At 41.8% G+C, this 24,235-nt stretch carries 25 protein-coding genes; 16 read left to right on the top strand and 9 right to left on the bottom strand.

Going from position 1 to position 24,235, the window contains the following annotated elements:
• Positions 1-9: 9 nt before the first annotated feature.
• Positions 10-1,335 carry a hypothetical protein gene (locus PSF31_RS08535; RefSeq protein ID WP_164561246.1) on the bottom strand — a complete coding sequence of 442 codons (1,326 nt, stop codon included), beginning with the start codon at positions 1,333-1,335 and terminating at the stop codon, positions 10-12.
• A 191-nt stretch (positions 1,336-1,526) separates the two neighbouring features.
• Positions 1,527-2,159: a cAMP-activated global transcriptional regulator CRP gene (gene crp, locus PSF31_RS08530; RefSeq protein ID WP_004262556.1), complete on the bottom strand. Its 633-nt coding sequence runs from the start codon at positions 2,157-2,159 to the stop codon at positions 1,527-1,529.
• Between the two features lie 356 nt (positions 2,160-2,515).
• Between crp and PSF31_RS08525 the strand changes: the two genes are divergently transcribed.
• On the top strand, positions 2,516-2,917 hold the full coding sequence (locus PSF31_RS08525) for an OsmC family protein (protein ID WP_004262554.1): 402 nt from the start codon (positions 2,516-2,518) through the stop codon (positions 2,915-2,917).
• 90 nt (positions 2,918-3,007) lie between these two features.
• On the opposite strand, the gene PSF31_RS08520 is transcribed toward PSF31_RS08525, so the two are convergent.
• The 3 genes from PSF31_RS08520 to PSF31_RS08510 all read right to left on the bottom strand — a co-directional run bounded on the left by PSF31_RS08520 (position 3,008) and on the right by PSF31_RS08510 (position 5,253).
• Positions 3,008-3,877 carry a phosphoribulokinase gene (locus PSF31_RS08520; protein ID WP_096863570.1) on the bottom strand — a complete coding sequence of 290 codons (870 nt, stop codon included), beginning with the start codon at positions 3,875-3,877 and terminating at the stop codon, positions 3,008-3,010.
• Positions 3,878-4,054: 177 nt separating this feature from the next.
• Positions 4,055-4,273 (bottom strand): YheU family protein, encoded by a 219-nt coding sequence (locus PSF31_RS08515; RefSeq protein ID WP_004262551.1) that lies wholly within the window; start codon positions 4,271-4,273, stop codon positions 4,055-4,057.
• Entirely contained in the window at positions 4,270-5,253 is a 984-nt protein-coding gene (locus tag PSF31_RS08510; RefSeq protein WP_036958590.1) for a hydrolase, read from the bottom strand. The genes PSF31_RS08515 and PSF31_RS08510 overlap by 4 nt, the downstream gene beginning before the upstream one ends.
• A gap of 101 nt (positions 5,254-5,354) precedes the next feature.
• Here PSF31_RS08510 and PSF31_RS08505 point away from each other — a divergent pair, with 101 nt between their 5' ends.
• Positions 5,355-5,960, top strand: a complete 606-nt coding sequence (locus PSF31_RS08505) for a LysE family translocator (protein ID WP_096863571.1) — start codon at positions 5,355-5,357, stop codon at positions 5,958-5,960.
• A gap of 77 nt (positions 5,961-6,037) precedes the next feature.
• Here PSF31_RS08505 and murP read toward each other — a convergent pair whose 3' ends face one another.
• Positions 6,038-7,504, bottom strand: coding sequence for a PTS N-acetylmuramic acid transporter subunit IIBC (murP, locus tag PSF31_RS08500; protein ID WP_004262534.1), 1,467 nt, complete (start codon positions 7,502-7,504; stop codon positions 6,038-6,040).
• Between the two features lie 27 nt (positions 7,505-7,531).
• On the bottom strand, positions 7,532-8,443 hold the full coding sequence (murQ, locus tag PSF31_RS08495; protein WP_004262531.1) for an N-acetylmuramic acid 6-phosphate etherase: 912 nt from the start codon (positions 8,441-8,443) through the stop codon (positions 7,532-7,534).
• A 255-nt stretch (positions 8,444-8,698) separates the two neighbouring features.
• Here murQ and PSF31_RS08490 point away from each other — a divergent pair, with 255 nt between their 5' ends.
• Together PSF31_RS08490 and adiA are read left to right on the top strand one after the other, a co-directional pair.
• Positions 8,699-9,559, top strand: coding sequence for a MurR/RpiR family transcriptional regulator (locus tag PSF31_RS08490; protein ID WP_096863572.1), 861 nt, complete (start codon positions 8,699-8,701; stop codon positions 9,557-9,559).
• A gap of 104 nt (positions 9,560-9,663) precedes the next feature.
• On the top strand, positions 9,664-11,931 hold the full coding sequence (adiA, locus tag PSF31_RS08485) for an arginine decarboxylase (protein WP_096863573.1): 2,268 nt from the start codon (positions 9,664-9,666) through the stop codon (positions 11,929-11,931).
• Between the two features lie 80 nt (positions 11,932-12,011).
• Here adiA and PSF31_RS08480 read toward each other — a convergent pair whose 3' ends face one another.
• Entirely contained in the window at positions 12,012-13,946 is a 1,935-nt protein-coding gene (locus PSF31_RS08480; protein ID WP_096863574.1) for an ABC transporter ATP-binding protein, read from the bottom strand.
• A 222-nt stretch (positions 13,947-14,168) separates the two neighbouring features.
• Between PSF31_RS08480 and kefG the strand changes: the two genes are divergently transcribed.
• From kefG to slyD, 4 genes are all read left to right on the top strand, one after another.
• On the top strand, positions 14,169-14,723 hold the full coding sequence (gene kefG / locus PSF31_RS08475) for a glutathione-regulated potassium-efflux system ancillary protein KefG (protein WP_004262516.1): 555 nt from the start codon (positions 14,169-14,171) through the stop codon (positions 14,721-14,723).
• Complete coding sequence (kefB, locus tag PSF31_RS08470) at positions 14,723-16,531, top strand: glutathione-regulated potassium-efflux system protein KefB (protein WP_004262513.1); 1,809 nt, start codon at positions 14,723-14,725, stop codon at positions 16,529-16,531. Before kefG ends, kefB begins: the two co-directional genes overlap by 1 nt.
• Positions 16,532-16,540: 9 nt before the next feature.
• Entirely contained in the window at positions 16,541-16,744 is a 204-nt protein-coding gene (locus tag PSF31_RS08465) for a YheV family putative zinc ribbon protein (RefSeq protein ID WP_004262510.1), read from the top strand.
• Positions 16,745-16,830: 86 nt separating this feature from the next.
• The gene (gene slyD / locus PSF31_RS08460) at positions 16,831-17,436 is read left to right on the top strand and encodes a peptidylprolyl isomerase (RefSeq protein ID WP_004262508.1); all 606 of its coding nucleotides are present in this window, start codon (positions 16,831-16,833) and stop codon (positions 17,434-17,436) included.
• A gap of 82 nt (positions 17,437-17,518) precedes the next feature.
• On the opposite strand, the gene PSF31_RS08455 is transcribed toward slyD, so the two are convergent.
• Positions 17,519-17,740, bottom strand: a complete 222-nt coding sequence (locus tag PSF31_RS08455) for a SlyX family protein (protein WP_004262507.1) — start codon at positions 17,738-17,740, stop codon at positions 17,519-17,521.
• 246 nt (positions 17,741-17,986) lie between these two features.
• Between PSF31_RS08455 and fkpA the strand changes: the two genes are divergently transcribed.
• From fkpA to fusA, 8 genes are all read left to right on the top strand, one after another.
• On the top strand, positions 17,987-18,730 hold the full coding sequence (gene fkpA / locus PSF31_RS08450) for an FKBP-type peptidyl-prolyl cis-trans isomerase (RefSeq protein WP_004262506.1): 744 nt from the start codon (positions 17,987-17,989) through the stop codon (positions 18,728-18,730).
• A 297-nt stretch (positions 18,731-19,027) separates the two neighbouring features.
• Positions 19,028-19,732, top strand: coding sequence for a helix-turn-helix transcriptional regulator (locus PSF31_RS08445; RefSeq protein ID WP_004262503.1), 705 nt, complete (start codon positions 19,028-19,030; stop codon positions 19,730-19,732).
• Positions 19,729-20,133, top strand: a complete 405-nt coding sequence (gene tusD / locus PSF31_RS08440; RefSeq protein ID WP_096863575.1) for a sulfurtransferase complex subunit TusD — start codon at positions 19,729-19,731, stop codon at positions 20,131-20,133. The genes PSF31_RS08445 and tusD overlap by 4 nt, the downstream gene beginning before the upstream one ends.
• A 24-nt stretch (positions 20,134-20,157) precedes the next feature.
• Positions 20,158-20,517: a sulfurtransferase complex subunit TusC gene (tusC, locus tag PSF31_RS08435; RefSeq protein WP_004262499.1), complete on the top strand. Its 360-nt coding sequence runs from the start codon at positions 20,158-20,160 to the stop codon at positions 20,515-20,517.
• A 57-nt stretch (positions 20,518-20,574) separates the two neighbouring features.
• Positions 20,575-20,862 (top strand): sulfurtransferase complex subunit TusB, encoded by a 288-nt coding sequence (gene tusB / locus PSF31_RS08430; RefSeq protein WP_036958589.1) that lies wholly within the window; start codon positions 20,575-20,577, stop codon positions 20,860-20,862.
• Positions 20,863-20,998: 136 nt separating this feature from the next.
• A complete protein-coding gene (rpsL, locus tag PSF31_RS08425; RefSeq protein WP_004265905.1) occupies positions 20,999-21,373 on the top strand; it encodes a 30S ribosomal protein S12 in 375 nt (124 codons plus the stop codon).
• A 97-nt stretch (positions 21,374-21,470) separates the two neighbouring features.
• Positions 21,471-21,941 (top strand): 30S ribosomal protein S7, encoded by a 471-nt coding sequence (rpsG, locus tag PSF31_RS08420; protein ID WP_004262486.1) that lies wholly within the window; start codon positions 21,471-21,473, stop codon positions 21,939-21,941.
• 89 nt (positions 21,942-22,030) lie between these two features.
• Positions 22,031-24,157: an elongation factor G gene (gene fusA / locus PSF31_RS08415; RefSeq protein ID WP_004262483.1), complete on the top strand. Its 2,127-nt coding sequence runs from the start codon at positions 22,031-22,033 to the stop codon at positions 24,155-24,157.
• Positions 24,158-24,235 lie beyond the last annotated feature (78 nt).

Here is a 24,235-nt window from a genome sequence, read left to right as displayed (position 1 = left end):
TGAGATGGCTCAAATCATTGACTGTTTCCTGTGATTTTTTAATTGAGTATCTAAATTTGTAGTATCTGGCTTTCCATTATTTGAAATTATTTTTGGTGAGCTTCCATTTAGTGCAAATTGATATATTTTACTATTATGTTTAGCTCTTGATATTGATGTGTTAGTTTGATAAATTTCCCCATTAAATTTATATGTTATTTTTTTTGGTTTCACGGGAATGTATGTTTTTTTATGAGGCGTTTCTGTATTTTTTAATTTTTGATTTTCTAGCTCATGACTTTTTTGATTAATAATATTATTAATCACATCTCTATTTTCAGCCTCTTCTGAGCTATAACCTGATTCATCAACTGTTTCTGAAAAATAACTTGAGGAATTTGAGCTTAGGCTCTCATTACTATTGAATATGTTTTTTTTAGATGTAAGTTTTATGTTTTCCTCTTCATTTTTTTTAAGAGAACTGAGTCGAACATTTAATTCATTAATGAGTCCATTCATAGTGTCAATGGTAGCACTAAATTTAGTATTTCTTTTATTAAATGGGGATGAAATACATTCACTAATTAAATCTTGAGTGGATTTTGTATATTTAAATTTATCATCTGCATTGTTGAAATGTTCATAATGTAGTATCTTTTTTTCGAGTTCATGAATTTCATTTTTTAGACTTTTAGTTTGAATAAATTGTTCTTTATCCTTGTCTGAAAGTGATATAGGAGGGTTCTTTTCTTCGTTTATAACCCCTATGTCTTGTTTGTTAGCCTTTTGTATTTCAGATACCCCATTTTTGCTATAGAACTTAACGCTGTATAAATCTTCCTTTCTAGGATTCAGTTTGTTTTTAACCACTAAAGCTTGAATCTTGCCTGTCGATTGTATTTTTTCAATCGAATTATAAAAGAATTGTTTTATTTTATTGATACCAAAATCGTTAATTAAAAGATTTTTTCTGTTGGTATTAATTAGCTCGGCATTAGCGCTGGTGATTTTCATGTGCGTATTTTCCAGGTTGATTTTTATTGGTAAATCATGTTCTATAGTGATGCTATTTTCAAAGATATCTGATGGGGAAACTAAATCATCTTGATAATAGGTATAAGGCAATAAGAGTTTTTCAACAGGTGGTGAGTAAGGTAGTTGGCTTAGCTCGGGTTGTTCTCTCTTGTAAAACTCACAAGTTTTAATAGCGAAATTTACTTTCTTATAACCTCCAGTATTTAATGGTTTAATAACATTTAATCCTTCAATAAATGAAAGGTTTTTGGATGTAATTTTTTTATTATCCATACAGCTAGGTGATTTTTTTATATTATTTTCTTGAGTGTTTAACTCCACGACTAATAATCTCCTAATAATGATTAACTCCTATTATCTTAGTTTGATCATTAGCTAGAAAAATATAAAGAAACGACACTCATTAAAAAATGATATATAAAGAATCGTATTTTGGAGAAATAGCGTTATACCCATGTTATAACGCTATTCGAAATGCGCGCCTCGCCAAGAGAGCGAGGCTGAAAGGTTAATTAACGTGTGCCGTAAACAACGATGGTTTTACCATGTGCAGAGATCAGATTTTGATCTTCAAGCATTTTCAAAATACGGCCAACTGTTTCACGGGAACAACCCACGATTTGGCCTATTTCCTGACGGGTAATTTTGATTTGCATACCGTCTGGATGTGTCATCGCATCAGGTTGTTTGGCTAAATTCAATAGAGTTTGAGCAATACGGCCTGTAACGTCTAAGAATGCGAGGTTACCGACTTTCTCAGATGTTGTTTGTAGGCGACTAGCCATTTGCGCAGAAAGGCGCATTAAAATATCAGGGTTAACCTGAATCAATTGACGGAATTTTTTATATGAAATTTCAGCAACTTCGCAGGCTATTTTTGCTCTAACCCACGCAGTACGTTCTTGCCCTTCTTCAAATAACCCAAGCTCACCAATGAAATCCCCCTGATTCAGGTAAGAGAGGATCATTTCTTTGCCTTCTTCATCTTTAATTAAAACAGCCACCGAACCTTTAACGATATAGTAAAGGGTTTCTGCTTTCTCACCCTGATGGATAAGAGTGCTCTTGGATGGATATTTATGAATATGGCAGTGTGACAAAAACCATTCAAGAGTAGGGTCTGTTTGTGGCTTGCCGAGAACCATTAGCGTTATCCTCTGTATGTTATTGCAGCCATTCGGAAAAACGTACAAGAAAGGCTGGCTTTAAAGTCACTAGCTTAGCATATTAATTTGCCTTATATACCTTTAAATAATCTAACAGCTGATTGCTTCAGCGTTTTTGATTGCTTTGGGTAACGCAAATTGATATCAACACTATAATATGATCAATTAAACCGTTGAGTTTTGATCTTAATCCTATCAACTAAGTATTGTTTGTAGCATATCCAATAAAGAAAGTCTTCCCTGTATCGCTTCAGCCAAATAAAGTTGATATAACATTCATTGTATCTATGGAACAATGTAGCCTTTAAACCGATTTCATTTCAAGGGGAAATATAATGGAAGCAAGAGTTAAGTGGGTTGAAGGACTTTCTTTTCTAGGGGAGTCAGCGTCTGGGCACCAAGTGATGATGGACGGTAATGCAGGTGATAAAGCCCCAAGCCCAATGGAAATGGTGCTAATGGCTGCGGGTGGTTGCAGCGCGATTGATGTCGTTTCGATTCTACAAAAGGGCCGCTATGATATTACGGATTGTGAGGTGAAATTAACCTCACAGCGTCGCGAAGAAGCCCCTCGTTATTTTGTGAAAATCCATTTACATTTTATTGTAACAGGGAATGAATTAACGGAAAAAGCGGTCGAACGAGCCGTTCAACTTTCTGCTGAAAAATATTGTTCAGTCGCATTGATGTTAGAGAAAACCGTTGAAGTCACACACAGCTTTGAAATAAAAAACTAAAAATAAATTTAATTTTTATTGGTATATTTGAATTAAAAGATGCTTACCTTAATTAATGATAAGCATCTTATTTTTTAATCAAAAAATAATTTAACTGTTGTTCTTTTGATTAATTAGTTTTTCGACTATTGGTGCCATAATTAATTCCATTGCTAAACTGAGTTTCCCTCCTGGGACGACAATTGTATTCATTGCTGAAATAAAAGAGCCGGATATCATTGACAGCAAATAGGGGAAATCAATTTGCTCTAGCCCACGAAAGCGGATCACAATAAAGCTTTCGTCTTGTGATGGGATAGCTTTAGCCGAAAATGGGTTAGAGGTGTCTACCGTAGGAACGCGTTGAAAATTGATATGGGTGCGAGAAAATTGTGGCGTGATGTAATTAATATAGTCCCCCATTGAACGTACAACAGAGTCCATAACCGCTTCGCGGGAGTGCCCTCTCTCTGTGGTATCGCGGATCAATTTTTGGATCCATTCGAGGTTGACAATAGGGACAACACCTACAAGCAAATCAACATGTTGTGCAACATTATGTTCTGGAGTGACAACGCCACCATGCAGCCCCTCATAAAATAAAATATCTGTTTTGTCTGGTAGTGGCTCCCAAGGGGTAAATGTCCCAGGTTGCAAGCCATACGGTACCGCTTCATCATAAGTATGTAGATATTTACGGGATTGCCCACAACCTGTTTTTGCATAGTCGATTAAGGTTTGTTCAAGCAACGCAAAATCATTCGCTTCGGGGCCAAAGTAACTGATGTGCCGGCCTTGTTCTCTGGCTTTACGGATAGCCATATCCATTTCAGGGCGTGTATAGCGATGAAAGCTATCCCCTTCTAATGTTGCTGGTTGGATATTTAATTGGTGAAAAACTTTACGAAATGCTTGGCTAGTTGAGGTTGTGCCAGCTCCGCTCGAACCAGTGATAGCAATGATTGGGTGCTTTTTGGACATCGTGGACTCCCTGTGTTGCGCTTATAAGCACTATTTTAATCAATAGTGCATGAAGCGGATTAACGGGTGTTAGGGTTTTGAGTTTTATTTGATGGTTTTACGACATGATTATGTGGAAAACCCGCAACTTAATTCATGATAGATGATGACGTAAAAATGAACCATAGAATAAAAACATCAGACAGAAAAACTCCCCTTAGGCATGAAATTAACCGATTCATGCAATTCAGACCAGACTAGCACAATTTCACCAGAAACTAACTGCCGTTTCACATCGTTGACCTTATCTTGTAAGCTTTTTTCATGGGAGCCGTAGTCGGTTCCTTCCCGTAAGACATAGCTTTCAATTAGGTTTTCCAATGTTTCAGGTTCAAGTTCTTGCCAAGGAATAATCACATTATTTCCTTATCTAAATAAGGCGTTAACCATTGAGGGATGCGTGTTTCTAACCACATTTGCGGTTTCCTCAAGGTACCGCTCACAAAGCCTACGTGCCCACCATGTTCTGTCATTTGGTATTCCACATTGTGGGGTAAAAATGATAAATCAGGAACAACCTCAGGCGCCATGAATGGGTCATCTTTAGCGTGGATAATCAACGTTGGTTTAGTGATATAAGCTAACTTGGGTAATGCGCTGCATTTTTGATAATAATCTGTCGCATCATCAAAACCATGAATACGAGCAGTGATCACATCATCAAATTCACGGATGCGTTTTAGTTGTTTAAGCTGCAGCAAGTTTAAAGGTAGTGAGCCAGGGTAGCGTACCAATTTACGCGTTGCATTACGTTTTAAGCCATTTAGTAAATAGCGTTGATAGAATTGAGATATTCCTTTTTCCATCCGCAAAGAACAGGCTTCTAGCATTAATGGGGCCGAAACCACGACGCCCGCATCTAAATCTGCATTTTGCCCACTTTCTGCGAGATAGCACGCTAACATATTACCACCAAGAGAATAGCCGACTGCGGCCGTCGGCGTATCACCATAGGTTTGTTTTAACCAACGGAGAAAATAGCGAGCATCACTGGTTTCACCTGAATGGTAAATTCGCTGTTGGCGATTGGGTTCACCGCTACAACCGCGAAAATGCATAATTACACCCAACCAACCATGCTTTTGGGCCGTTTCTAGCATCCCGTGGGCATAAGGGCTCTTAAAATTGCCTTCGAGACCATGGAAGATCACTAAACGTGGCTTATGTGCCGCTAGCTCAGGTTTTTCACTCCAAGCGAGATCGATAAAATCGCCATCAGGCAATTCAAGCCGCTGCCATATAGGTTTGATTTTCGGTGTTCTACGGAAAATCCTTGGCAGTAATGTTTGGAGGTGTGGATTTTTAGCCCAACTTATTGGACGAAAGTTTTCTGACATAGCCTTATTTTTATTTAATGGAGACTCTTGTGAGTCACATAACATACTGTTATTTTTTTGTGATGCAAGTAAACAAATTTGAGTTTGAGGCTAAATTATAAATGACATTGGGGCTGGTTTTTTCTCTTTTTACGTTTTTATTCATTGCTGCAGTCACTCCCGGCCCTAACAATATGTTGCTAACGTCAAGTGCAGCAAACTACGGTTTTCGCCATACAATAATATTATGCCTTGGTATTATGTTAGGGATGCAGTCAATACTCTATCTCTCCGCATTCGGGGTTGCTGCACTTTTATTGCTCTATCCTGCGCTTCATGTCGCCTTAAAATTCGCCGGAAGTCTATATTTGCTATGGCTAGCATGGAAAACAGCGACGGCAAATTATGCACCACTGAAGACGAATAGCGAAGTTGCGAAAAGCATTACTTGGTATCAAGGCGGCTTATTACAGTTTTTAAACCCCAAAGCATGGATGATGGGGCTAGGCGCTGTCGGGGGATTTAGCCTCCCCGGTGAATTATTTACCCAATCTATTTTAATGATGAGTATTGCATTTGTGGTAGTTAACTTAGTGGCGGGTTTAATTTGGATGGGGTTTGGTTCATTAATCAGCCTATTTTTACGTAGCCGCCGTGCTTGGTTTATTTTTAACTGGGTGATGGGGATGTTAACGGCTTTGTGCGTTCCCCTGATTTGGTTGGAATGATTTTCTGATAAAAGTGCAGTTTATATGACCCATCAAAAAGCAGCCCATGGGCTGCTTTTTACATGTAAGGGAGGCGATTAATCTAAATCGACGTTTTTAGTGCCGAAAAAGTAGGTAAAAATAAAACCGAATAAATAGGAAACGAATAACCCGCCCACATAAACTAACATCCCTGGGAACACGCCATCAGCAGAGGTCATCATTGGGATAGCGACTAAGCCAGACGGGCCAAAGACAGTATTTAAACCAACGGGTAAACCCATCCAAGCCACGAGTCCAACAAAGAACCCCCCAGCAGCACCGCCTAAACATGCGGTGACAAACGGCTTCATCCGAGGAAGGGTTACACCGTAGATAAGTGGTTCACCGACACCTAAGAAACCTGGAATGATAGCTCCACGAATTTGGTTACGTAATACTGAATCTTTTGCGGCTTTAACGTACAACGCCATCGCTGCACCAACTTGCCCACCACCAGCCATTGCTAGGATAGGGAAAAGTGAGTTAAAGCCTTGGGTTTCAACGAGTGCCATATATACCGGAACAAAACCTTGGTGCACGCCAAACATTACTGCAATTAAGAATAGCCCAGCAAGTATAGCGGTTCCGAATGGGTTGCTGCTTAAATGAACAAAAAGCCATGACATACCAGAGAATAACCAACTGCCAATTGGCATGATGAAGATAAACACTGCAGCACCAACAATTAACAAGGTAATTGTTGAAGTTAAAATCATATCAAGGTTAGCTGGAATAATTTTACGGACTTGTTTTTCGACCCATGCCCCAAAAATACACGCAATTAATACCCCAATAATGTTACCTCTTGGGTCGATAGCCAACCCGAAGAAGCTATTCATATCAGAATAGAACCCCTTAGCTATTTCAGGGTTGTACCCAAGAACAAACAGTGAAGCAATGATGGCGCCATTTACTGCGCTACCGCCAAAGGCTTTTTGAGTGTTATAACCGATAAGAATACTTAGGAAGCTAAACAGCCCTTTGCTAAATACCGACATATACAGAATCGTATGTACGAGTAGGGTCTGCTCTTCAGGTTTTGTCGGGAGCCCTGCTGGAAAATAGGTTTGTTTCGCCAGAGTTGCAAAACCTAATAGTAAGCCCGCAGCAATAAAACCTGGAATTAGCGGAGTAAATATGGTGGCAAATTTGGATAAAAATCGGTGAACGGCACTGGTTTGTTTCTTTTTCAGTTGCTGCTTATTTGCGGATGCAATATCGTTCAGATCCTGAGGCTGGGCTGCTGCTTCGTGGTTATCCTCTTCATCACTATCTAAAAGTTGGTTCATCAAGTCCGCGGCAGTTTGCGCTTTACCTGGGCCAAGGATCACTTGCAGTTGTTCATCACTTTCAATAACGCCAAGCACTCCTGCAATTTGTTTGAGTGCAGCTTTATCGACTAGCTGGTCATTGTTGAGTGTGAGCCGCAAACGGGTCATACAATTGCCCGCTAATTTAATATTACGGCGTCCTCCAACGTGTTGCAGGATCTGCTGTATCATTTCTATTGTTATTTTAGCCATACTATTTATCCCATTGAAGTCCGCAAGTTAGGCGGATGAGGCCATATTGAGAGCCGTACGAATAAAACCGTTGTTATCTAAGAGTAGTTGACGTGCGTCATCGGCATTTAAACCCGATAACACCATTAAAATGGCAGTTTTGCAGTGCCGGTTACATTGTTGAAGGGCGGTCTCTGCGGTAGTTCGGTCGCAGTCGGTTGCTTCCATCACAATTTTAGTTTGTCTTTCAATGAGTTTGGCATTTGTTGCTTCGACATCGACCATTAAATTACCAAACACCTTTCCAATACGGATCATCGCCCCAGTGGTGATCATATTCAGCACTAATTTTTGTGCTGTTCCTGCTTTCATGCGTGAAGAACCGGTGACAACCTCTGCACCTACAATGGGAGTAATAGCAATATCTGCGGCATTGGCAATTGGGCTATTTGGGTTACAGCTAATGGCCGCTGTTGTTGCACCAACAGCCTTCGCGTAAGCTAAAGCGCCTAATACATAAGGCGTTCGCCCACTGGCTGCGATACCAACTAACACATCATTATCATTAAATTGAATATCTTTGAGGTCTTGTTCACCCAGTTCAGGCTTATCTTCTGCATTTTCTACGGCACGGAAAATAGCTTGATGGCCACCGGCGATTAAACCCACAACTTGTTCATGTGGCGTCCCATAAGTTGGCGGGCACTCACTGGCATCAAGGATCCCTAAACGGCCAGAGGTTCCTGCACCTGAATAAATCAGACGACCGCCTTTTAAGAAAGCCTCTGCGACTTTATCAACCAGTTGAGCAATTTCAGGGAGCACTTTTTCAACTGCTAACGGAACGAGCTTATCCTCATCATTAATGACCTTCAGCATTTCAGCCGTTGATAGTTGGTCGATATTAGTACTGGCTGCATTGCGGCTTTCAGTTACCATTTTGCTTAAGTCGATAGTCATAAAAATTGCTCCTAAATCAGTTATTGGGCTAATATAAGGAATTATTTATTCCTTATATGTGATTAACATCACGGTGCTATCTATTCTAACTTGTGAATATACAAGAATATTTTGTGATTAATTTTATAAGCTAAAGTCACGACTCTTTGAATTATAAGTATTATTCATCAGGTATCAGTGGCTTGATTGAGGAATAATTTATTATTATTTTTTTATCTATAGGTCTGGCTATTACAATTATTATTAGAGGTCACCATGACATTATTGGACATCATTACCTACTCACTACCGCGATTAGCGGAAAACCAACGCAAAATTGCCCAATTTATCCTTGAAAATCCCGAAAATGTACTAAATTTGTCGTCTCAGCAATTAGCGGAAATTTTAGATGTTAGCCAATCAGCCATCGTTAAGTTTAGTCAGAAAGTTGGTGTAAAGGGGTATCCCGCTTTGAAACTTGCACTTAGCGAGATTATTGGGCGCCAACAACTCAAAGATGGAGCGCCTCATTCTGCTCTACATAACCGTATTGCGCCTGATGATAACTTGATGGTTGTTGCTCAGAAACTAGCAATGGAAAAAAATCACTCCATTACAGAAACAACAAAATTGATTGATTTCAAGCAGTTTGAACGCATTGTTGAGCGAATAGACCAATCACAGCGAGTACAGATTGTCGGGATTGGTGGGTCAGGTTTAACCGCAAAAGACCTCAGTTACAAATTACAAAAAATTGGTATCACAACACTTGTGGAGTCAGACCACCATGTGCAAATTACTGCGGCGCTGACTCTCAATACTCATGATGTACAAATCGTTATTTCTTTTACAGGAAGACGTAAAGACATGCTAACAGCAGCGAATATTGCGCGTAAGCAAGGGGCATGCGTCATCGCGATTACTCGTGATTGTGATTCCCCCTTGGGGCAACTTGCTGATTATGTTCTTGAAAGTATCGCGGAGGAAGATGAATGGCGTAGTTCATCAATTTCTTCAAGAACCGCACAAAATACGCTAACAGACTTGATCTTTATGGCGTTATTACAACGAAGAGAAGCGAAAGCGAAGTCGTTGGTTATGAATGCAAGAGTAGTAATTAATAAATTAGATGAATAGCTGGCGGCTTGAATTCTCATCGATAACTTTGCAATAAAACCTTATTTACGTTAAGACTAATATTATAAGTATTTTGATTTTAAAAAGTTAAAAGGGAGTTATTGATGAGAGCACTCATAGTTTATACGGAATTAACTGATGACGACTCCGTTATTAGCCATGCCGTAGCAAGACTCGCCAGTGAACTTAACGATGAGCACGTAGAAACCGTGATCATTCGTAATTTTGAAGATGGAATGGCATACATTCGGTCAAATACCAGCATTGACTGCTTGTTATATGGCCGTGATATGTCAGACAAGCAAGAACAAACTCAGGCACATCAGTTAATTACCCAACTTCACCGTAGGCAAGAAGATGTCCCCGTATTTTTATTAAGTGATCGTGAAGAAGCTTTGACGGCATTCGACCGCAAAATGATGGAACAAGTCGATGAATTTGCATGGATTTTAGAAGACTCCGCAGATTTTATTGCAGGTCGTGTCCTTGCCGCGATCATCCGCTACCGCGCCAATTTACTGCCCCCTTTGATGAAAAGTTTGATTAAATACAGTGATGTACATGAATATTCATGGGCAGCACCGGGGCATCAAGGTGGTGTTGGGTTCACCAAAACTCCCGCAGGTCGCATTTATCATGATTTCTTTGGTGAAAACTTATTTCGGACGGATATCGGTATTGAGCGGGTTGCTGTGGGTTCACTGTTAGACCATACCGGCGCATTTGGTGAGTGTGAAAGGAATGCTGCGCGTATATTTGGTGCTGACCAATCTTACTCCGTGGTTGTGGGAACATCGGGTTCGAACCGAACGATTATGCAAGCTTGTATGACAGATAATGATGTTGTTGTGATTGACCGTAACTGCCACAAATCTATTGAGCAAGGTTTGATCTTAACAGGGGCAAAACCGGTTTATATGACACCAAGCCGTAATCGTTATGGCATCATTGGCCCAATTTACCCTCAAGAAATGACACCCGAAGCGATTACTGAAAAAATCGCTAAAAATCCATTAACGTCGGATAAAATAGGCAAACGTCCTGCATATAGCGTCGTAACCAACTGTACTTACGATGGCGTATGTTATCACGCACGTAAAGTACAGGATTTGCTGGATGAATCATTGGATAGAATCCATTTCGACGAGGCATGGTACGGCTACGCACGCTTTAACCCTATCTATCGCGACCACTTTGCGATGCGTGATGACCCTAGAACAGACGATGAGCCCACCGTTTTTGCAACTCACTCTACGCACAAATTATTGAATGCACTTTCACAAGCTTCATTTATCCACATTCGAAATGGCCGTAATGCGATTGATTTTAATCGTTTTAACCAAGCCTATCATATGCATGCGACCACTTCGCCGCTATATGCAATTTGCGCTTCAAATGATATTGCCGCAGACATGATGGACGGTAATAGTGGGCGTTCACTCACTGATGAAGTCATCCGTGAAGCTATCGACTTCCGTCAATCACTGGGCTACCTATACAAAGAATTTATCAATGACGATGAGTGGTTTTTCAAACCATGGAATCAAGAAATGGTGAAAGACCCAGCAACAGGCAAGCGCTATGCTTTTGAAGATGCGCCTGTTGAGCTGTTGATGAAAGAGCAAAGCTGCTGGGTGATGAACCCTGAAGATAAATGGCATGGTTTTAAAGATATCCCTGAAAATTGGGCGATGCTTGACCCGATTAAGGTGAGTATTTTGTCGCCGGGAATGGGAGATGACGGTAAATTACTGGATAGCGGCGTCCCAGCCGCGTTAGTCACGGCATGGTTAAACCACTATGGTATTGTACCAACCCGCACGACTGATTTCCAAATTATGTTCTTGTTTTCTATGGGGATCACAAAAGGAAAATGGGGAACCCTGGTCAATGCGCTGCTGTCGTTTAAGCGCCATTATGACAACAATACGGCACTGAAAAAGGTATTACCTGAAGTGGTTGAAGCGTCTCCTGAGATCTATGGCGAGATGGGGCTACGTGATTTAGGCAATAAAATGTTTGTGTATCTACAAAAAAATAACCCAGGTGGCCAGTTAAATCAGGCTTATGAGCAACTCCCCGCCGTGATGATGAGCCCACGCGATGCCTATCAAGAAATTGTTGCTAACCGCGTTGAGGCGGTTCCTTTAGATAAACTAGCCGGACGTATTGCGGCTAACTCGATTATTCCCTATCCACCGGGTATTCCTATGTTGTTATCAGGTGAAAGTTTTGGCGATAAAAATAGCCCGCATATCGGCTATTTGCATAGTCTTCAAGCGTGGGATAGCGAATTTCCGGGTTTTGAACATGAAACCGAAGGTACTGAAATTATTGATGGCCAGTATTATGTGATGTGTGTGAAAGAATAAGATTCAGTAATGATAAAAACGAAAAGCTATCAAAAGATAGCTTTTCGTGATTTTAATGGATTGTGATGTTTTATAACGAATTAATTTAATTCAAACTCACTAGTCATGGTTTCTAACTGCTCTTGCAGTTCCATCCACTCCATTTCGACATCTTCAAGCGCGGCTTTATGTTCAGTTTGTTTTTTCAAACATTCCGTCAATTCAGCTTTTTTATCTTGTTCATAGATGGCTGCATCAGAAAGTTTTGTTTCTAGCTCATTTAGGGCATTCGAGTGCTTATCCATCTGCTTTTCCAATTCCGTGATTTTTTTGCGGATCGGTTGAGTCAGTTGGCGGAACTCCGCTTCACGACGTTTTTGGTCTTTTCTATCTTGTGCCGTCACCGTTGCAGCGGCTGCTGGCTTATCTTTCTCTTGTTGATCACGTGCTTGCTGTAATTCGAGCTTATTTTGCTCTGCCAGCCATTGTTGGTAATCTTCTAAATCACCATCAAACTGCTCTACAGTACCGCCGTGGACCAAATACAGTTCATCGGTAGTGGTGCGCAGTAAATGCCTATCATGGGAAACGACAACTAAAGCACCTTCGAAGGCCATTAAGGCTTCAGTAAGCGCTTGTCGCATATCTAAGTCCAAGTGGTTGGTTGGTTCATCGAGCAGCAGTAAATTAGGGCGTTGCCAGACGATTAATGCGAGAACTAAGCGCGCTTTTTCCCCACCAGAAAAACGGCCGCTTGGGTCAGTGACTTGGTCGCCTTTAAAACCGAAGCCCCCTAAATAGTCACGTAATTGTTGCTCAGTTTGCTCAGGGGCAAGGCGAGCAAGATGCTGCAAAGGGGATTCTTCAGGGTGCAAATATTCTAATTGGTGCTGGGCGAAATAACCGAGTTTAATCCCTTTTGCGAGGGAAATTTCCCCCTGTAACGGTGGCAAATCGCCCGCTAACATCTTAATTAATGTGGATTTACCTGCACCATTTCGGCCTAATAATCCAATACGTGAGCCTGGTACTAAGTTCAGCTTGATGGATTGTAAGATGACTTTTTCACCATAGCCTGCGCTGACTTTTTCCATTTTTAATAATGGATTCGGTAAGCTTTCTGGTTTACGGAATGAAAAATGGAATGGGTTATCCACATGAGCTGGGGCAACCATTTCCATTCTTTCAAGCATCTTAATGCGGCTTTGTGCTTGTTTAGCTTTGGTGGCTTGCACTCTAAAACGGTCAATATAACTTTGCAAGTGTGCAGCTTTAGCCTGCTGGCTTTCATATAGTGCTTGCTGCTGAGCCAGTTTTGTTGCGCGCTGACGTTCAAATGAAGAGTAGTTGCCCGTGTATTCGAACATGGTTTCTTGTTCGATATGCAGCACTTTATCAATAATCGGGTCGAGGAAATCCCTATCATGGGAAATCAAAATCAGGGTGCCTTGGTAGCTTTTCAACCATTTTTCTAACCAAATTACTGCATCTAAATCAAGGTGGTTGGTTGGCTCATCGAGCAGCAACAAATCTGAGCGGCATAACAAGGCTTGTGCCAAGTTTAAACGCATCCGCCATCCACCGGAAAATGATTTTACTGGAGAGTTTAATTGCGCTTGGCTGAAACCTAAACCATGTAGCAAACTGGCTGCACGGGAGCGGATGGTCCATGCATCAATGGCATCAAGTTGCCCATGAACCACAGCGATGGCATGGCCGTCATTTTTTTCATTGGCTTGTTGAAGTTTTTGCTCTAAAGCTCGAAACTCGCGATCACCATCAATCACATATTCAAGAGCGGGCACATCAAGGGCAGGGGTTTCTTGGTTCACCCATGCCATGGACCAATTGCTTGGAAAGGTTGCAGAACCTGCTTCAGCTTGTAATTCGCCTTTTAATAACGCAAGAAGTGTCGATTTACCGCAGCCGTTTTTACCCACTAAACCAACTTTTTGGCCGGGGTTAATAGTCGCAGTGGCATTGTCCAGTAGGACACGAACACCTCGGCGAATTTGGAGTGAAGAGAAAACAATCATAGCAACCGTCTATTAAAAATATGTTAGATTATCAACGTATATACTCTAAATAATTTACGGTGCTGTTAGGCGACAAGCACATGAGTCGCTAGGAGCCTACTTAAGTAGGTGACTAGTGCGAATGCGCGTAGTCAACAACACAGCAACGTGAAGTATGACGAGTATAGCAGGCAGCATGGTAACGGAAAATGTTCCGTCTGACACGCCTTTGAGGAGGGAAAGATGTCAAATACACCGAAAGTGCTGGTGGTCTACGCTCACCCGGACCCCGACGAATCGATGGCAAATAAGGCGTTATTGGAGGCAGTGCGTGATTTTGACCATGTGACTGTACACGATTTATACGCAATTTATCCAGATTATTTTATTGATGTAACCGCGGAACAAAAATTACTGTGCCAGCACGATATCATTATTTTTCAACATCCTCTCTATACATATAGTTGCCCTGCGTTGTTGAAAGAGTGGTTTGACCGCGTGTTAACCCGCCGTTTTGCGACCGATGTAGGGTACCAAAAATTAAAAGGCAAATACTGGCGTTCTGTGATTACCACAGGCGAGCCTGTTCACGCTTACCAATATGATGGATATAACCATTATCCACTTACAGAAATACTTCGCCCATTTGAATTGACCGCACTAATGTGTGATATGCAGTGGTTGGAACCAACCATTATTTATGCAGCACGTCGGCAGCCTAAAGAACGATTTGAACAGATTATCGATGACTACCGCCAATGGATGCAACAGCCGCTAGGTGCGGGAGGGTTATCCTAATGTCAGAACTAGGGCTATTTGAATCCGTTATCATCTTCCTCTGCGCAGGGGTAGTCATGGTACCTATTGCACAAAAAATCCGCTTAGGTGCTGTACTGGGGTATTTGCTTGCCGGGATCATGATTGGGCCATTTGTTTTTGGCTTTATTCGTAATGTTGATGATATTTTGCACTTCTCCGAAATGGGAGTGGTGTTCCTGATGTTTCTCATCGGGTTAGAGCTAAAACCTTCTAAATTATGGGAGCTTAGGCGCTCGATTTTCGGTGTAGGTACGCTTCAAGTGGTTGTCACTGCGGCTATCATGGCGTCACTGTTGTTTTTAGCCAAATTTTCTTGGCAAGCTGCCATTGTTGGTGGATTAGGAATGGCGATGTCATCAACGGCAATGGCACTTCAGTTGATGAACGAAAAAGGGATGTCCAACAAAGAAAGCGGGCAACTTGGTTTTTCTGTTTTACTTTTCCAAGATATGGCCGTGATCCCAATCATGGCACTGATCCCGTTGCTAGCTGGGGACTCAGCAACCAGTGATTGGCAAAAAATTGGCTTGAAGATAGTGGCGTTCGCAGGTTTATGGGTAGTTGGCCGCTATTTATTACGGCCGATGTTCAGGCTTGCCGCTAAATCTGGGGTACATGAAATTTTTACGGCTGCAGCGCTGCTGGTGGTATTAGGTTCCGCACTCATTATGGAAAGCCTTGGGTTTTCTATGGCTCTGGGAACCTTTATGGCAGGGGTCATGTTAGCGGAAACAGAGTTCCGCCATGAGCTGGAAATTAATATCGAACCGTTTAAAGGTCTGCTACTGGGGCTATTTTTTATCTCAGTAGGTATGTCATTGAATTTAGATGTGTTGTGGGCCTATTTACCACAAGTATTGATTGCTGTTGCAGTATTAGTCGCAGTTAAAGCGTTAGTGCTTTACGGACTGAGTTTAGCCGCTAGGCTTCGAAATGGAGCAAGAGCTCAATTTTCCGGGGTGCTTAGCCAAGGTGGTGAATTTGCTTTTGTGATCTATGCAACTGCTTTTGGTGCAAGTGTGATAAATGAACGGCAGATGGACTTATTACTGGTAGTTGTCACACTTTCGATGATGACTACTCCACTTGTGATGCAGTTGATAGATGCCTATTTAAACTACCGGTATAATCAACAACCAGCCTCGAGCGAAAAACCATTTGTAGAAGACAATGACCCACATGTTATTTTGGTCGGTTTTGGTCGCATGGGGCAGGTGGTTGGCCGCTTATTAATGGCGAATAAGGTTAAAATTACAGTACTAGAACAAGATGTTACGGCGATTAGTACCATGCGTCGCTACGGCTATACGGTCTATTACGGTGATGCACGTGAACTGCAATTATTACGCTCAGCAGGAGCCGATAAAGCAAAATCTATCGTCATCACCAGTGATGTGCCTGAAGAAGTGATGGAAATTGTGCAAATTTGCCAAGAAAACTTCCCTAACTTGCATATTATTGCACGTGCTAAAGGTCGCCTTGAGGCCCATGAGCTATTACAAAGTGGAGTGACTGATTTTAGCCGTGAAACATTCTCGAGCGCACTTGAATTAGGAAGCAAAGCGCTTGTTAGCACAGGGATGCATCCTCATAAAGCTTATCGCGCGAAGCAGCATTTCCGCCGTTTAGACATGAAAATGCTTAGAGATATTTACCCAGAGAATGAAAATAGTGATAGCGGGCAAATTTCACGCATTAAAGAGGCACGTCGTGAACTGAATGAACTCTTTGAGAAGGAAATGCAAAGAGAACATCGGCAGCCTCATAGCTGGAATAATGAACAATAAGGGTTAGAAATGGCTTCAACACGTAAACGCTTTATTGCCGGGGCGACGTGCCCTAAGTGCAAGTCACAAGACACATTAATGATGTGGCGTGAAGATAAAATTGATGTTGTCGAGTGTGTCAATTGCGGCGATCAGCAACGCCAAGCAGGGGATGAAGCAACGGGACATGTTAGGCAAAAAGAGCAGGTTATTGGAATTTTTACACCTGAATAATAGAAATTTGTCAATTCTCAATACATCACTATAGTTTTTCGGTACAATTGGCAAAAATTTTTCCCTTACGGGTAGTAGGAGATGTCATGAAAGTAGCAAAAGACTTGGTGGTCAGCTTGGCTTATCAAGTAAGAACAGAAGACGGTGTTTTAGTTGATGAGTCGCCAGCAAGCGCGCCAATGGACTATTTGCATGGTCGTGGGTCTTTAATTTCAGGTTTAGAAAAAGCATTAGAAGGTCGCTCTGTTGGCGAAAACTTCGATGTTGAAGTCGCTTCAGACGATGCATATGGCCAATACGATGACAACTTAGTTCAACGTGTTCCTAAAGATGTATTTATGGGCGTTGATGAGCTAGAAGTCGGCATGCGTTTCTTAGCTGACACTGACATGGGCCCAGTTCCTGTTGAAATTACAGGTATCGAAGGTGATGAAGTTATCGTTGACGGTAACCACATGTTAGCAGGTCAAAACCTGAAATTTAATGTTGAAATCATGGCTATCCGTGAAGCAACAGAAGAAGAAATCGCACATGGCCACGTCCATGGTGCAGGTGGTCACGACCATGACCACGACCACGAAGGTGGTTGCTGTGGCGGTGGCGGTCATAGCCACGGTTCAGAAGGCGGTTGCTGCGGTGGCGGTGAAGGTCACGGACACGGTCACAAACAAGGCGGCTGCGGCTGCCACTAATACTTCGTATTAGTGTTTGTAAAAAAAAAGGAAGCGAAAGCTTCCTTTTTTTAATTTAAAATCAATAGGTTCGCATTTTAAATTAATAATGTGGTGGCGGCGTTTCTTCTTCAGGCCTTGCTAAGTGAGAATCTTGGGATGATTTCAGCCTTTCAGCTACAATGCGTAAATGTTCCTGCAGACGGCTCATTTGCATTTGTTGGTCAGTAATAACCTGGTTTAGTTGTTCAATCGCCAGTTCTTGAAAGGCAACTTTACTTTCTAAAAGTTCTAAGCGTTGTTCAAATGTATCAGATGAGTCCATATTCGACTCTCCTTAAGCGTTTATATCGTAATTAAACCATCATAATAACTGAACATTACAAATCAATAGATAAGTTTTAGTTAAAGATATAGGCGACGAAACGACTTTTTGTTAATGTGGTCTCAGTAGTTATTATATTTTTTTAATACTCAATGGGGTAACGGGGTCTAAACTTAAAGAGCCCTACCCATAAAACGAATAGTTCGCTATTCGAATATAATCGAATAAAAGTTATCGGAGACTAGGATGAAATCACTGTTTAAGGCAAGCCTTTTAGCAACTACGCTAGCATTTACTTTTGCTGCTCCGCAAGTGATGGCAGCGGAAGCCAAAGCACAAAGCAGCGCATTCAAAAACGCAGAAGAGCGTAATGCGTATGCACTGGGTGCGTCTTTAGGCCGCTACATGCAGAATTCTTTAGAAGAACAAAAAACAATTGGTATTAATTTGGATAAGGCTCAATTACTCGCTGGTGTCCAAGATGCATTTAACGGCAAAAGCAAAATGACCGATGCAGAAGTTGAAGAAACATTGCGTCAGTTTGAAGGTCAAGTCAAAGAAGCTGCCGACAAAAAAATGAAAGAAGAATCAGCCAATAATGAGAAAAAAGGCGCTGAGTACCGCGAAAAATACGCGAAAGAAAAAGGCGTTGTTAAAACTAAATCAGGCTTACTGTACAAAATTGAAAAAGACGGTACAGGGGCGAAACCTAAAGCAGATGAAACCGTTGTGGTTCACTACAAAGGTTCTTTGATTGACGGTACTGAATTCGATAGCTCATATTCACGTAATGAGCCACTGACAATTCCATTAAATTCAGTGATTAAAGGCTGGACTGAAGGTTTAGTTAACCTGAAAAAAGGCGGCAAAATGCAGTTGGTTATCCCAGCTGAATTAGCTTACGGCGAAAATGGCGTGCCGGGTATCCCAGCAAATTCAACATTAGTCTTTGATGTTGAATTATTAGATATCAAACCTGCTGCTAAATAAGTCCTCACTAAGCATTAGCTAAGTGTATTTTGATGCCCAATGCATTCATGCCTTGGGCTTTTTTATATTTCTCATCAAAAAAACTCTCAAATTGTTTAAAACTTGTGATAAAACAGACTGTCTTGCATTCATTCGCTTGACGGCAACGCCGTGGAGTTTTAACTTCAGAATACTCTATTTTATTTTTTATCATCACAATTGTTGGCTACAAACAAAGTAATGAAGGCCAAATAGTCGAATAATGAACGCCTTTTTAGTCAACAGGATGAGTTTTTACATTAGAAGGATGATGTTGAAATGTCTGATTCTATACAATCACACGACCTCAGCGATATTAACATATTGGATAACCAACCTTTTTCTGAGACAGACCATGAGATTTTAAAATCGTATGAAGCTGCTGTGGATGGTCTGGCAATGCTAATCGGTGGGCACTGTGAAATTGTTCTTCACTCTTTAGAAGATCTAAACTGCTCTGCAGTCAGAATCGCAAATGGCCAGCACACTGGGCGTAAAATCGGCTCACCGATTACAGACCTAGCGTTGAGAATGCTGCATGATATGGCAGACGAAGAATCGAATGTCTCGAAGGCTTATTTTACGAAAGCAAAAAGCGGTGATTTAATGAAATCCGTTACTATTGCTATTCGTAACCGTAAGCAACGTGTGATTGGCTTGTTATGTATCAATATGAACTTAGATGTGCCGTTCTCTGAAATTATTCAATCGTTTGTTCCAGAAACTAAGCAAGAAGTTACTTCAGATGTAAACTTTGCCTCTTCAGTTGATGATCTTGTCGCACAAACATTGGAGTACACAATTGAAGAAGTTGGCGGTGATCGCAATGTCTCAAATAATGCGAAAAACAAGCAAGTGGTTCTTAACCTATATGAAAAAGGTATTTTCGATATTAAAGATGCCATTAACCAAGTTGCTGACCGTTTGAACATTTCTAAACACACCGTTTATTTATACATTCGTCAATTCAAGAGCGGTGAATGAGTAATACAAATTCGTTAACCTACTGCTTAGTTGTGACTGGCCCTGCTTATGGTACACAACAAGCAGCGAGTGCGTATCAATTTGCAAAAGCCCTTCTTCAAGAAGGGCACATATTGAAAACACTCTTTTTTTATCGTGAAGGCGTTTTCAATGCGAACCAGCTTACGTCACCAGCAACAGATGAATTCAATTTAGTTTCAGCTTGGCAGGAACTGGCAAAACAATCTGGGTGCGAAATGCATATCTGTGTTTCTGCTGCGTTGCGGCGGGGGGTTGTTGACCAAGAACAAGCGCAAAGTTTATCTCTTTCAACGGCTAACCTTGCTGAGGGTTTTATCATGAGTGGGTTAGGAAGCCTTGCGGAAGCGATGATAACTACAGACCGAACGATTCAATTCTAAAAACAGCTCAATACAAGGTACCGTGTGAAAAAAATAGCTTTTGTCTTTACAACCATGCCCCATGGAAATGCCAGTGGCCGAGAAGGGTTAGATGCATTATTAGCAACTTCAGCACTGACAGAAGACATTCAGGTGTTTTTTCTCTCTGATGGTGTTTATCAGCTTCTAGCAAACCAACATCCCGCTGAAGTGCTTGCTCGAGATTACATCGTAACATTTAAAATATTGCCGTTATATGACATTGAAAAAGTTTATCTCTGCGGCTCTTCGCTACAAGAACGGGGGCTGGGAGAGCATTGTGAATGGGTTTTAACACCAACAATTCTTAGCAAGAAAGAGGTAAGCGCTAAAATAGCGGAATGTGATGTGGTGCTTAATTTTTAATCTATTGTGTGAATTTTGAGCTTGGGTTGTTTTTTGATCTATAGTAGGATCTTTTCTATGCTGTATACATTAGCAACATCTCCGTTTAAATGTGATTTTTCTACAATGGTAGGCTTTATTACGGCTGAAGATGTCGTTTTACTGATGCAAGATGGCGTGGTTGCGGCAGTCGCACAGTCGCCTTATCTTGTTGCACTACAAAAAACAGGGGCGCAGTTGTACGCTTTGGATGTAGACATCAATGCTCGTGGGTTGCAAAATACCCTATCAACCGCAGTTTCTGTAATCACATATCAAGGTTTTGTGAAGCTAACAGAAGTCCAAAAACAACATTTTGCCATATAAAGGCACTAAAAGTTGTATATTTCTTGACACCTGAGCCAGTCAGCAATAAAATTTCGCGTCCTCGTGTATCGTCATGTTGGCGAACGGGGTCAAAATCCGTGTTTACGAAGCAATAAAACCAGGAGCTTTTTTAATAATGGCAACTATTAATCAGCTGGTACGCAAATCTCGTAGCTCGAAAGTTGTTAAAAGCAACGTTCCAGCACTGGAAGCTTGCCCGCAAAAACGTGGCGTATGTACTCGTGTATATACTACCACTCCTAAGAAACCAAACTCAGCATTACGTAAGGTATGCCGTGTTCGTTTAACTAACGGTTTCGAAGTTTCTTCCTACATCGGTGGTGAAGGCCACAACTTGCAGGAGCACTCCGTTATCCTTATCCGTGGTGGTCGTGTTAAAGACTTACCAGGTGTGCGTTATCACACCGTTCGCGGCGCACTGGACTGTTCTGGTGTTAAAGACCGTAAGCAAGCTCGTTCTAAATACGGCGCGAAAAAACCTAAGGCTTAATGGATTTCCGTTAAGTAAGGCCAAACATTTTAATCTTAATGTCAAAATACTCTCGTAGAGTTTTGGACAAACCTGAATTAACAACGGAGTCATATCCATGCCACGTCGTCGCGTAATAGGTCAACGTAAAATTCTTCCAGATCCTAAGTTCGGATCAGAATTACTGGCCAAATTTGTAAATATCCTGATGGTAGACGGGAAAAAATCTACTGCTGAAGCAATCGTATATAACGCACTTGAAACCCTTGCTCAGCGTTCTGGTAAAACTGAACTTGATGCATTCGAATTAGCACTAGATAACGTGCGTCCGACTGTGGAAGTTAAATCCCGCCGTGTTGGTGGTTCAACTTACCAAGTTCCAGTTGAAGTTCGCCCGGTTCGTCGTAATGCCCTGGCAATGCGTTGGATCGTTGATGCTGCTCGTAAACGCGGTGATAAATCTATGGCGCTTCGCCTGGCAAATGAATTATCAGACGCTGCTGAGAACAAAGGTTCCGCTGTTAAGAAACGTGAAGACGTTCACCGTATGGCAGAAGCTAACAAGGCGTTCGCACACTACCGTTGGTAATTATTTCTTACCTACATTAGTGATGTATCTCAGGGTAGCCATTTGCTACCCTTTATATGAAGCATTGAACGCCCACGAGAGAGGAAAAAATGGCCCGTCAAACGCCCATAGCACGTTATCGTAATATCGGTATCAGTGCACACATCGACGCCGGTAAAACCACAACTTCTGAACGTATTCTGTTCTATACTGGTGTAAACCATAAAATTGGTGAAACTCACGAAGGTTCTGCAACAATGGACTGGATGGAGCAGGAGCAAGAGCGTGGTATTACTATCACATCTGCAGCGACTACTGCATTCTGGTCTGGTATGGCAAAACAGTATGAGCCACACCGTATCAACATCATCGACACCCCGGGACACGTTGACTTCACTATCGAAGTAGAACGTTCTATGCGTGTTCTTGATGGCGCAGTAATGGTTTACTGTGCAGTTGGTGGTGTTCAGCCACAGTCTGAAACTGTATGGCGTCAGGCTAACAAATATAAAGTTCCACGTATCGCGTTCGTTAACAAAATGGACCGTATGGGTGCGAACTTCTTACGTGTTGTTGAGCAATTAAAATCACGTTTAGCTGCTAACGCAGTTCCACTGCAATTACCAGTCGGCGCAGAAGAGTCGTTCACTGGTGTTGTTGACTTGCTGAAAATGAAAGCAATCAAGTGGAGTGATGAAGACCAGGGCGTTACCTTCGAATACGAAGATATCCCTGCGAACATGCAAGAAGCTGCTGAAGAGTGGCACAACAACCTGATCGAAACCGCAGCAGAAGCATCAGAAGAACTGATGGAAAAATATCTGGGCGGTGAAGAACTGACTGAAGCAGAAATTAAAGCTGCATTACGTCAACGTGTTCTTGCAAGCGAAATTATCCTGGTTACCTGTGGTTCTGCATTTAAGAACAAAGGTGTTCAGGCGATGCTGGATGCAGTTGTTGATTACTTACCTGCGCCAACAGATGTACCTGCAATTAATGGTATTCTGGACGATGGTAAAGACACTCCTGCAGAGCGTCACGCAAGTGATGATGAGCCATTCTCATCATTAGCATTTAAAATTGCAACCGACCCATTCGTTGGTAACTTGACGTTCTTCCGTGTTTACTCTGGTGTTGTTAACTCAGGTGACACAGTACTGAACGCAGTTAAAGCGAAGAAAGAGCGTTTTGGCCGTATCGTACAGATGCACGCTAACAAACGTGAAGAGATTAAAGAAGTTCGCGCTGGTGACATCGCGGCTGCTATCGGTCTGAAAGACGTAACTACAGGTGATACTTTATGTGCAGTTGATGCACCAATCATCCTGGAGCGTATGGAATTCCCAGAGCCAGTAATCTCTGTTGCAATCGAACCGAAAACTAAAGCTGACCAAGAAAAAATGGGTATCGCATTAGGCCGTTTGGCTCAAGAAGACCCATCTTTCCGCGTATCAAGTGATGAAGAGACTAATCAGACTATCATCGCTGGTATGGGTGAGCTGCACTTAGACGTTCTGGTTGACCGTATGCGTCGTGAATTTAAAGTTGAAGCGAACGTTGGTAAACCTCAAGTTGCTTACCGTGAAGCAATCACTATGAAAGTGACTGATATCGAAGGTAAACACGCGAAACAGTCTGGTGGTCGTGGTCAGTACGGTCATGTCGTTATCGATATGTTCCCTCTGGACAAAAACGATAAAGACGGTGTTCCAATGGATTACGAATTTGCCAACGACATCAAAGGTGGTGTAATTCCTACTGAATACATTCCTGCAGTTGACAAAGGTATCCAAGAACAGCTGAAATCTGGTCCATTAGCTGGTTACCCGGTTGTTAACATGGGTGTTCGTTTACATTTCGGTTCTTACCATGATGTTGACTCCTCTGAATTGGCGTTTAAACTTGCGGCTTCAATCGCGTTTAAAGATGGCTTCAAAAAAGCTAAACCAGTTCTGCTTGAGCCAATCATGAAAGTTGAAGTGGAAACACCAGAAGACTACATGGGTGATGTTATTGGTGACCTGAACCGTCGTCGTGGTATGATTGAAGGTATGGATGACCTGCCTACTGGTAAAGTCGTTCGTGCACAAGTACCATTGTCAGAAATGTTCGGTTATGCTACTGACCTGCGTTCTCAGACACAAGGTCGTGCTTCATACTCTATGGAGTTCCTGAAGTACAATGAAGCACCAAACAACGTTGCACAAGCTGTAATCGAAGCTCGTAACGCTAAATAATCGATTTTTATCGGTTAACTACTTTAATTTAAGTTCCTTCTTTATCGTGAAGAGGGAACTCCATAAGGAATAGAGTCG

It is taken from the genome of Providencia sp. PROV156, assembly GCF_028480905.1.
Taxonomy (GTDB): domain Bacteria; phylum Pseudomonadota; class Gammaproteobacteria; order Enterobacterales; family Enterobacteriaceae; genus Providencia; species Providencia hangzhouensis.
The sequence above is the reverse complement of the archived record's forward strand: the minus strand, read 5'-3'. Positions and strand labels throughout refer to the sequence as shown.

What these genes read in the sequence shown, in the direction of transcription:
- crp (WP_004262556.1), bottom strand. Translation starts at nt 2,159, where the DNA reads ATGGTTCTCGGCAAGCCACAAACAGACCCTACTCTTGAATGGTTTTTG.
- adiA (WP_096863573.1), top strand. Translation starts at nt 9,664, where the DNA reads ATGAGAGCACTCATAGTTTATACGGAATTAACTGATGACGACTCCGTT.
- murP (WP_004262534.1), bottom strand. Translation starts at nt 7,504, where the DNA reads ATGGCTAAAATAACAATAGAAATGATACAGCAGATCCTGCAACACGTT.
- slyD (WP_004262508.1), top strand. Translation starts at nt 16,831, where the DNA reads ATGAAAGTAGCAAAAGACTTGGTGGTCAGCTTGGCTTATCAAGTAAGA.
- tusD (WP_096863575.1), top strand. Translation starts at nt 19,729, where the DNA reads ATGAGTAATACAAATTCGTTAACCTACTGCTTAGTTGTGACTGGCCCT.
- murQ (WP_004262531.1), bottom strand. Translation starts at nt 8,443, where the DNA reads ATGACTATCGACTTAAGCAAAATGGTAACTGAAAGCCGCAATGCAGCC.
- PSF31_RS08505 (WP_096863571.1), top strand. Translation starts at nt 5,355, where the DNA reads ATGACATTGGGGCTGGTTTTTTCTCTTTTTACGTTTTTATTCATTGCT.
- PSF31_RS08520 (WP_096863570.1), bottom strand. Translation starts at nt 3,877, where the DNA reads ATGTCCAAAAAGCACCCAATCATTGCTATCACTGGTTCGAGCGGAGCT.
- PSF31_RS08490 (WP_096863572.1), top strand. Translation starts at nt 8,699, where the DNA reads ATGACATTATTGGACATCATTACCTACTCACTACCGCGATTAGCGGAA.
- tusB (WP_036958589.1), top strand. Translation starts at nt 20,575, where the DNA reads ATGCTGTATACATTAGCAACATCTCCGTTTAAATGTGATTTTTCTACA.
- PSF31_RS08480 (WP_096863574.1), bottom strand. Translation starts at nt 13,946, where the DNA reads ATGATTGTTTTCTCTTCACTCCAAATTCGCCGAGGTGTTCGTGTCCTA.
- fusA (WP_004262483.1), top strand. Translation starts at nt 22,031, where the DNA reads ATGGCCCGTCAAACGCCCATAGCACGTTATCGTAATATCGGTATCAGT.
- rpsG (WP_004262486.1), top strand. Translation starts at nt 21,471, where the DNA reads ATGCCACGTCGTCGCGTAATAGGTCAACGTAAAATTCTTCCAGATCCT.
- kefB (WP_004262513.1), top strand. Translation starts at nt 14,723, where the DNA reads ATGTCAGAACTAGGGCTATTTGAATCCGTTATCATCTTCCTCTGCGCA.
- PSF31_RS08465 (WP_004262510.1), top strand. Translation starts at nt 16,541, where the DNA reads ATGGCTTCAACACGTAAACGCTTTATTGCCGGGGCGACGTGCCCTAAG.
- PSF31_RS08455 (WP_004262507.1), bottom strand. Translation starts at nt 17,740, where the DNA reads ATGGACTCATCTGATACATTTGAACAACGCTTAGAACTTTTAGAAAGT.
- PSF31_RS08525 (WP_004262554.1), top strand. Translation starts at nt 2,516, where the DNA reads ATGGAAGCAAGAGTTAAGTGGGTTGAAGGACTTTCTTTTCTAGGGGAG.
- kefG (WP_004262516.1), top strand. Translation starts at nt 14,169, where the DNA reads ATGTCAAATACACCGAAAGTGCTGGTGGTCTACGCTCACCCGGACCCC.
- PSF31_RS08445 (WP_004262503.1), top strand. Translation starts at nt 19,028, where the DNA reads ATGTCTGATTCTATACAATCACACGACCTCAGCGATATTAACATATTG.
- rpsL (WP_004265905.1), top strand. Translation starts at nt 20,999, where the DNA reads ATGGCAACTATTAATCAGCTGGTACGCAAATCTCGTAGCTCGAAAGTT.
- fkpA (WP_004262506.1), top strand. Translation starts at nt 17,987, where the DNA reads ATGAAATCACTGTTTAAGGCAAGCCTTTTAGCAACTACGCTAGCATTT.
- PSF31_RS08510 (WP_036958590.1), bottom strand. Translation starts at nt 5,253, where the DNA reads ATGTCAGAAAACTTTCGTCCAATAAGTTGGGCTAAAAATCCACACCTC.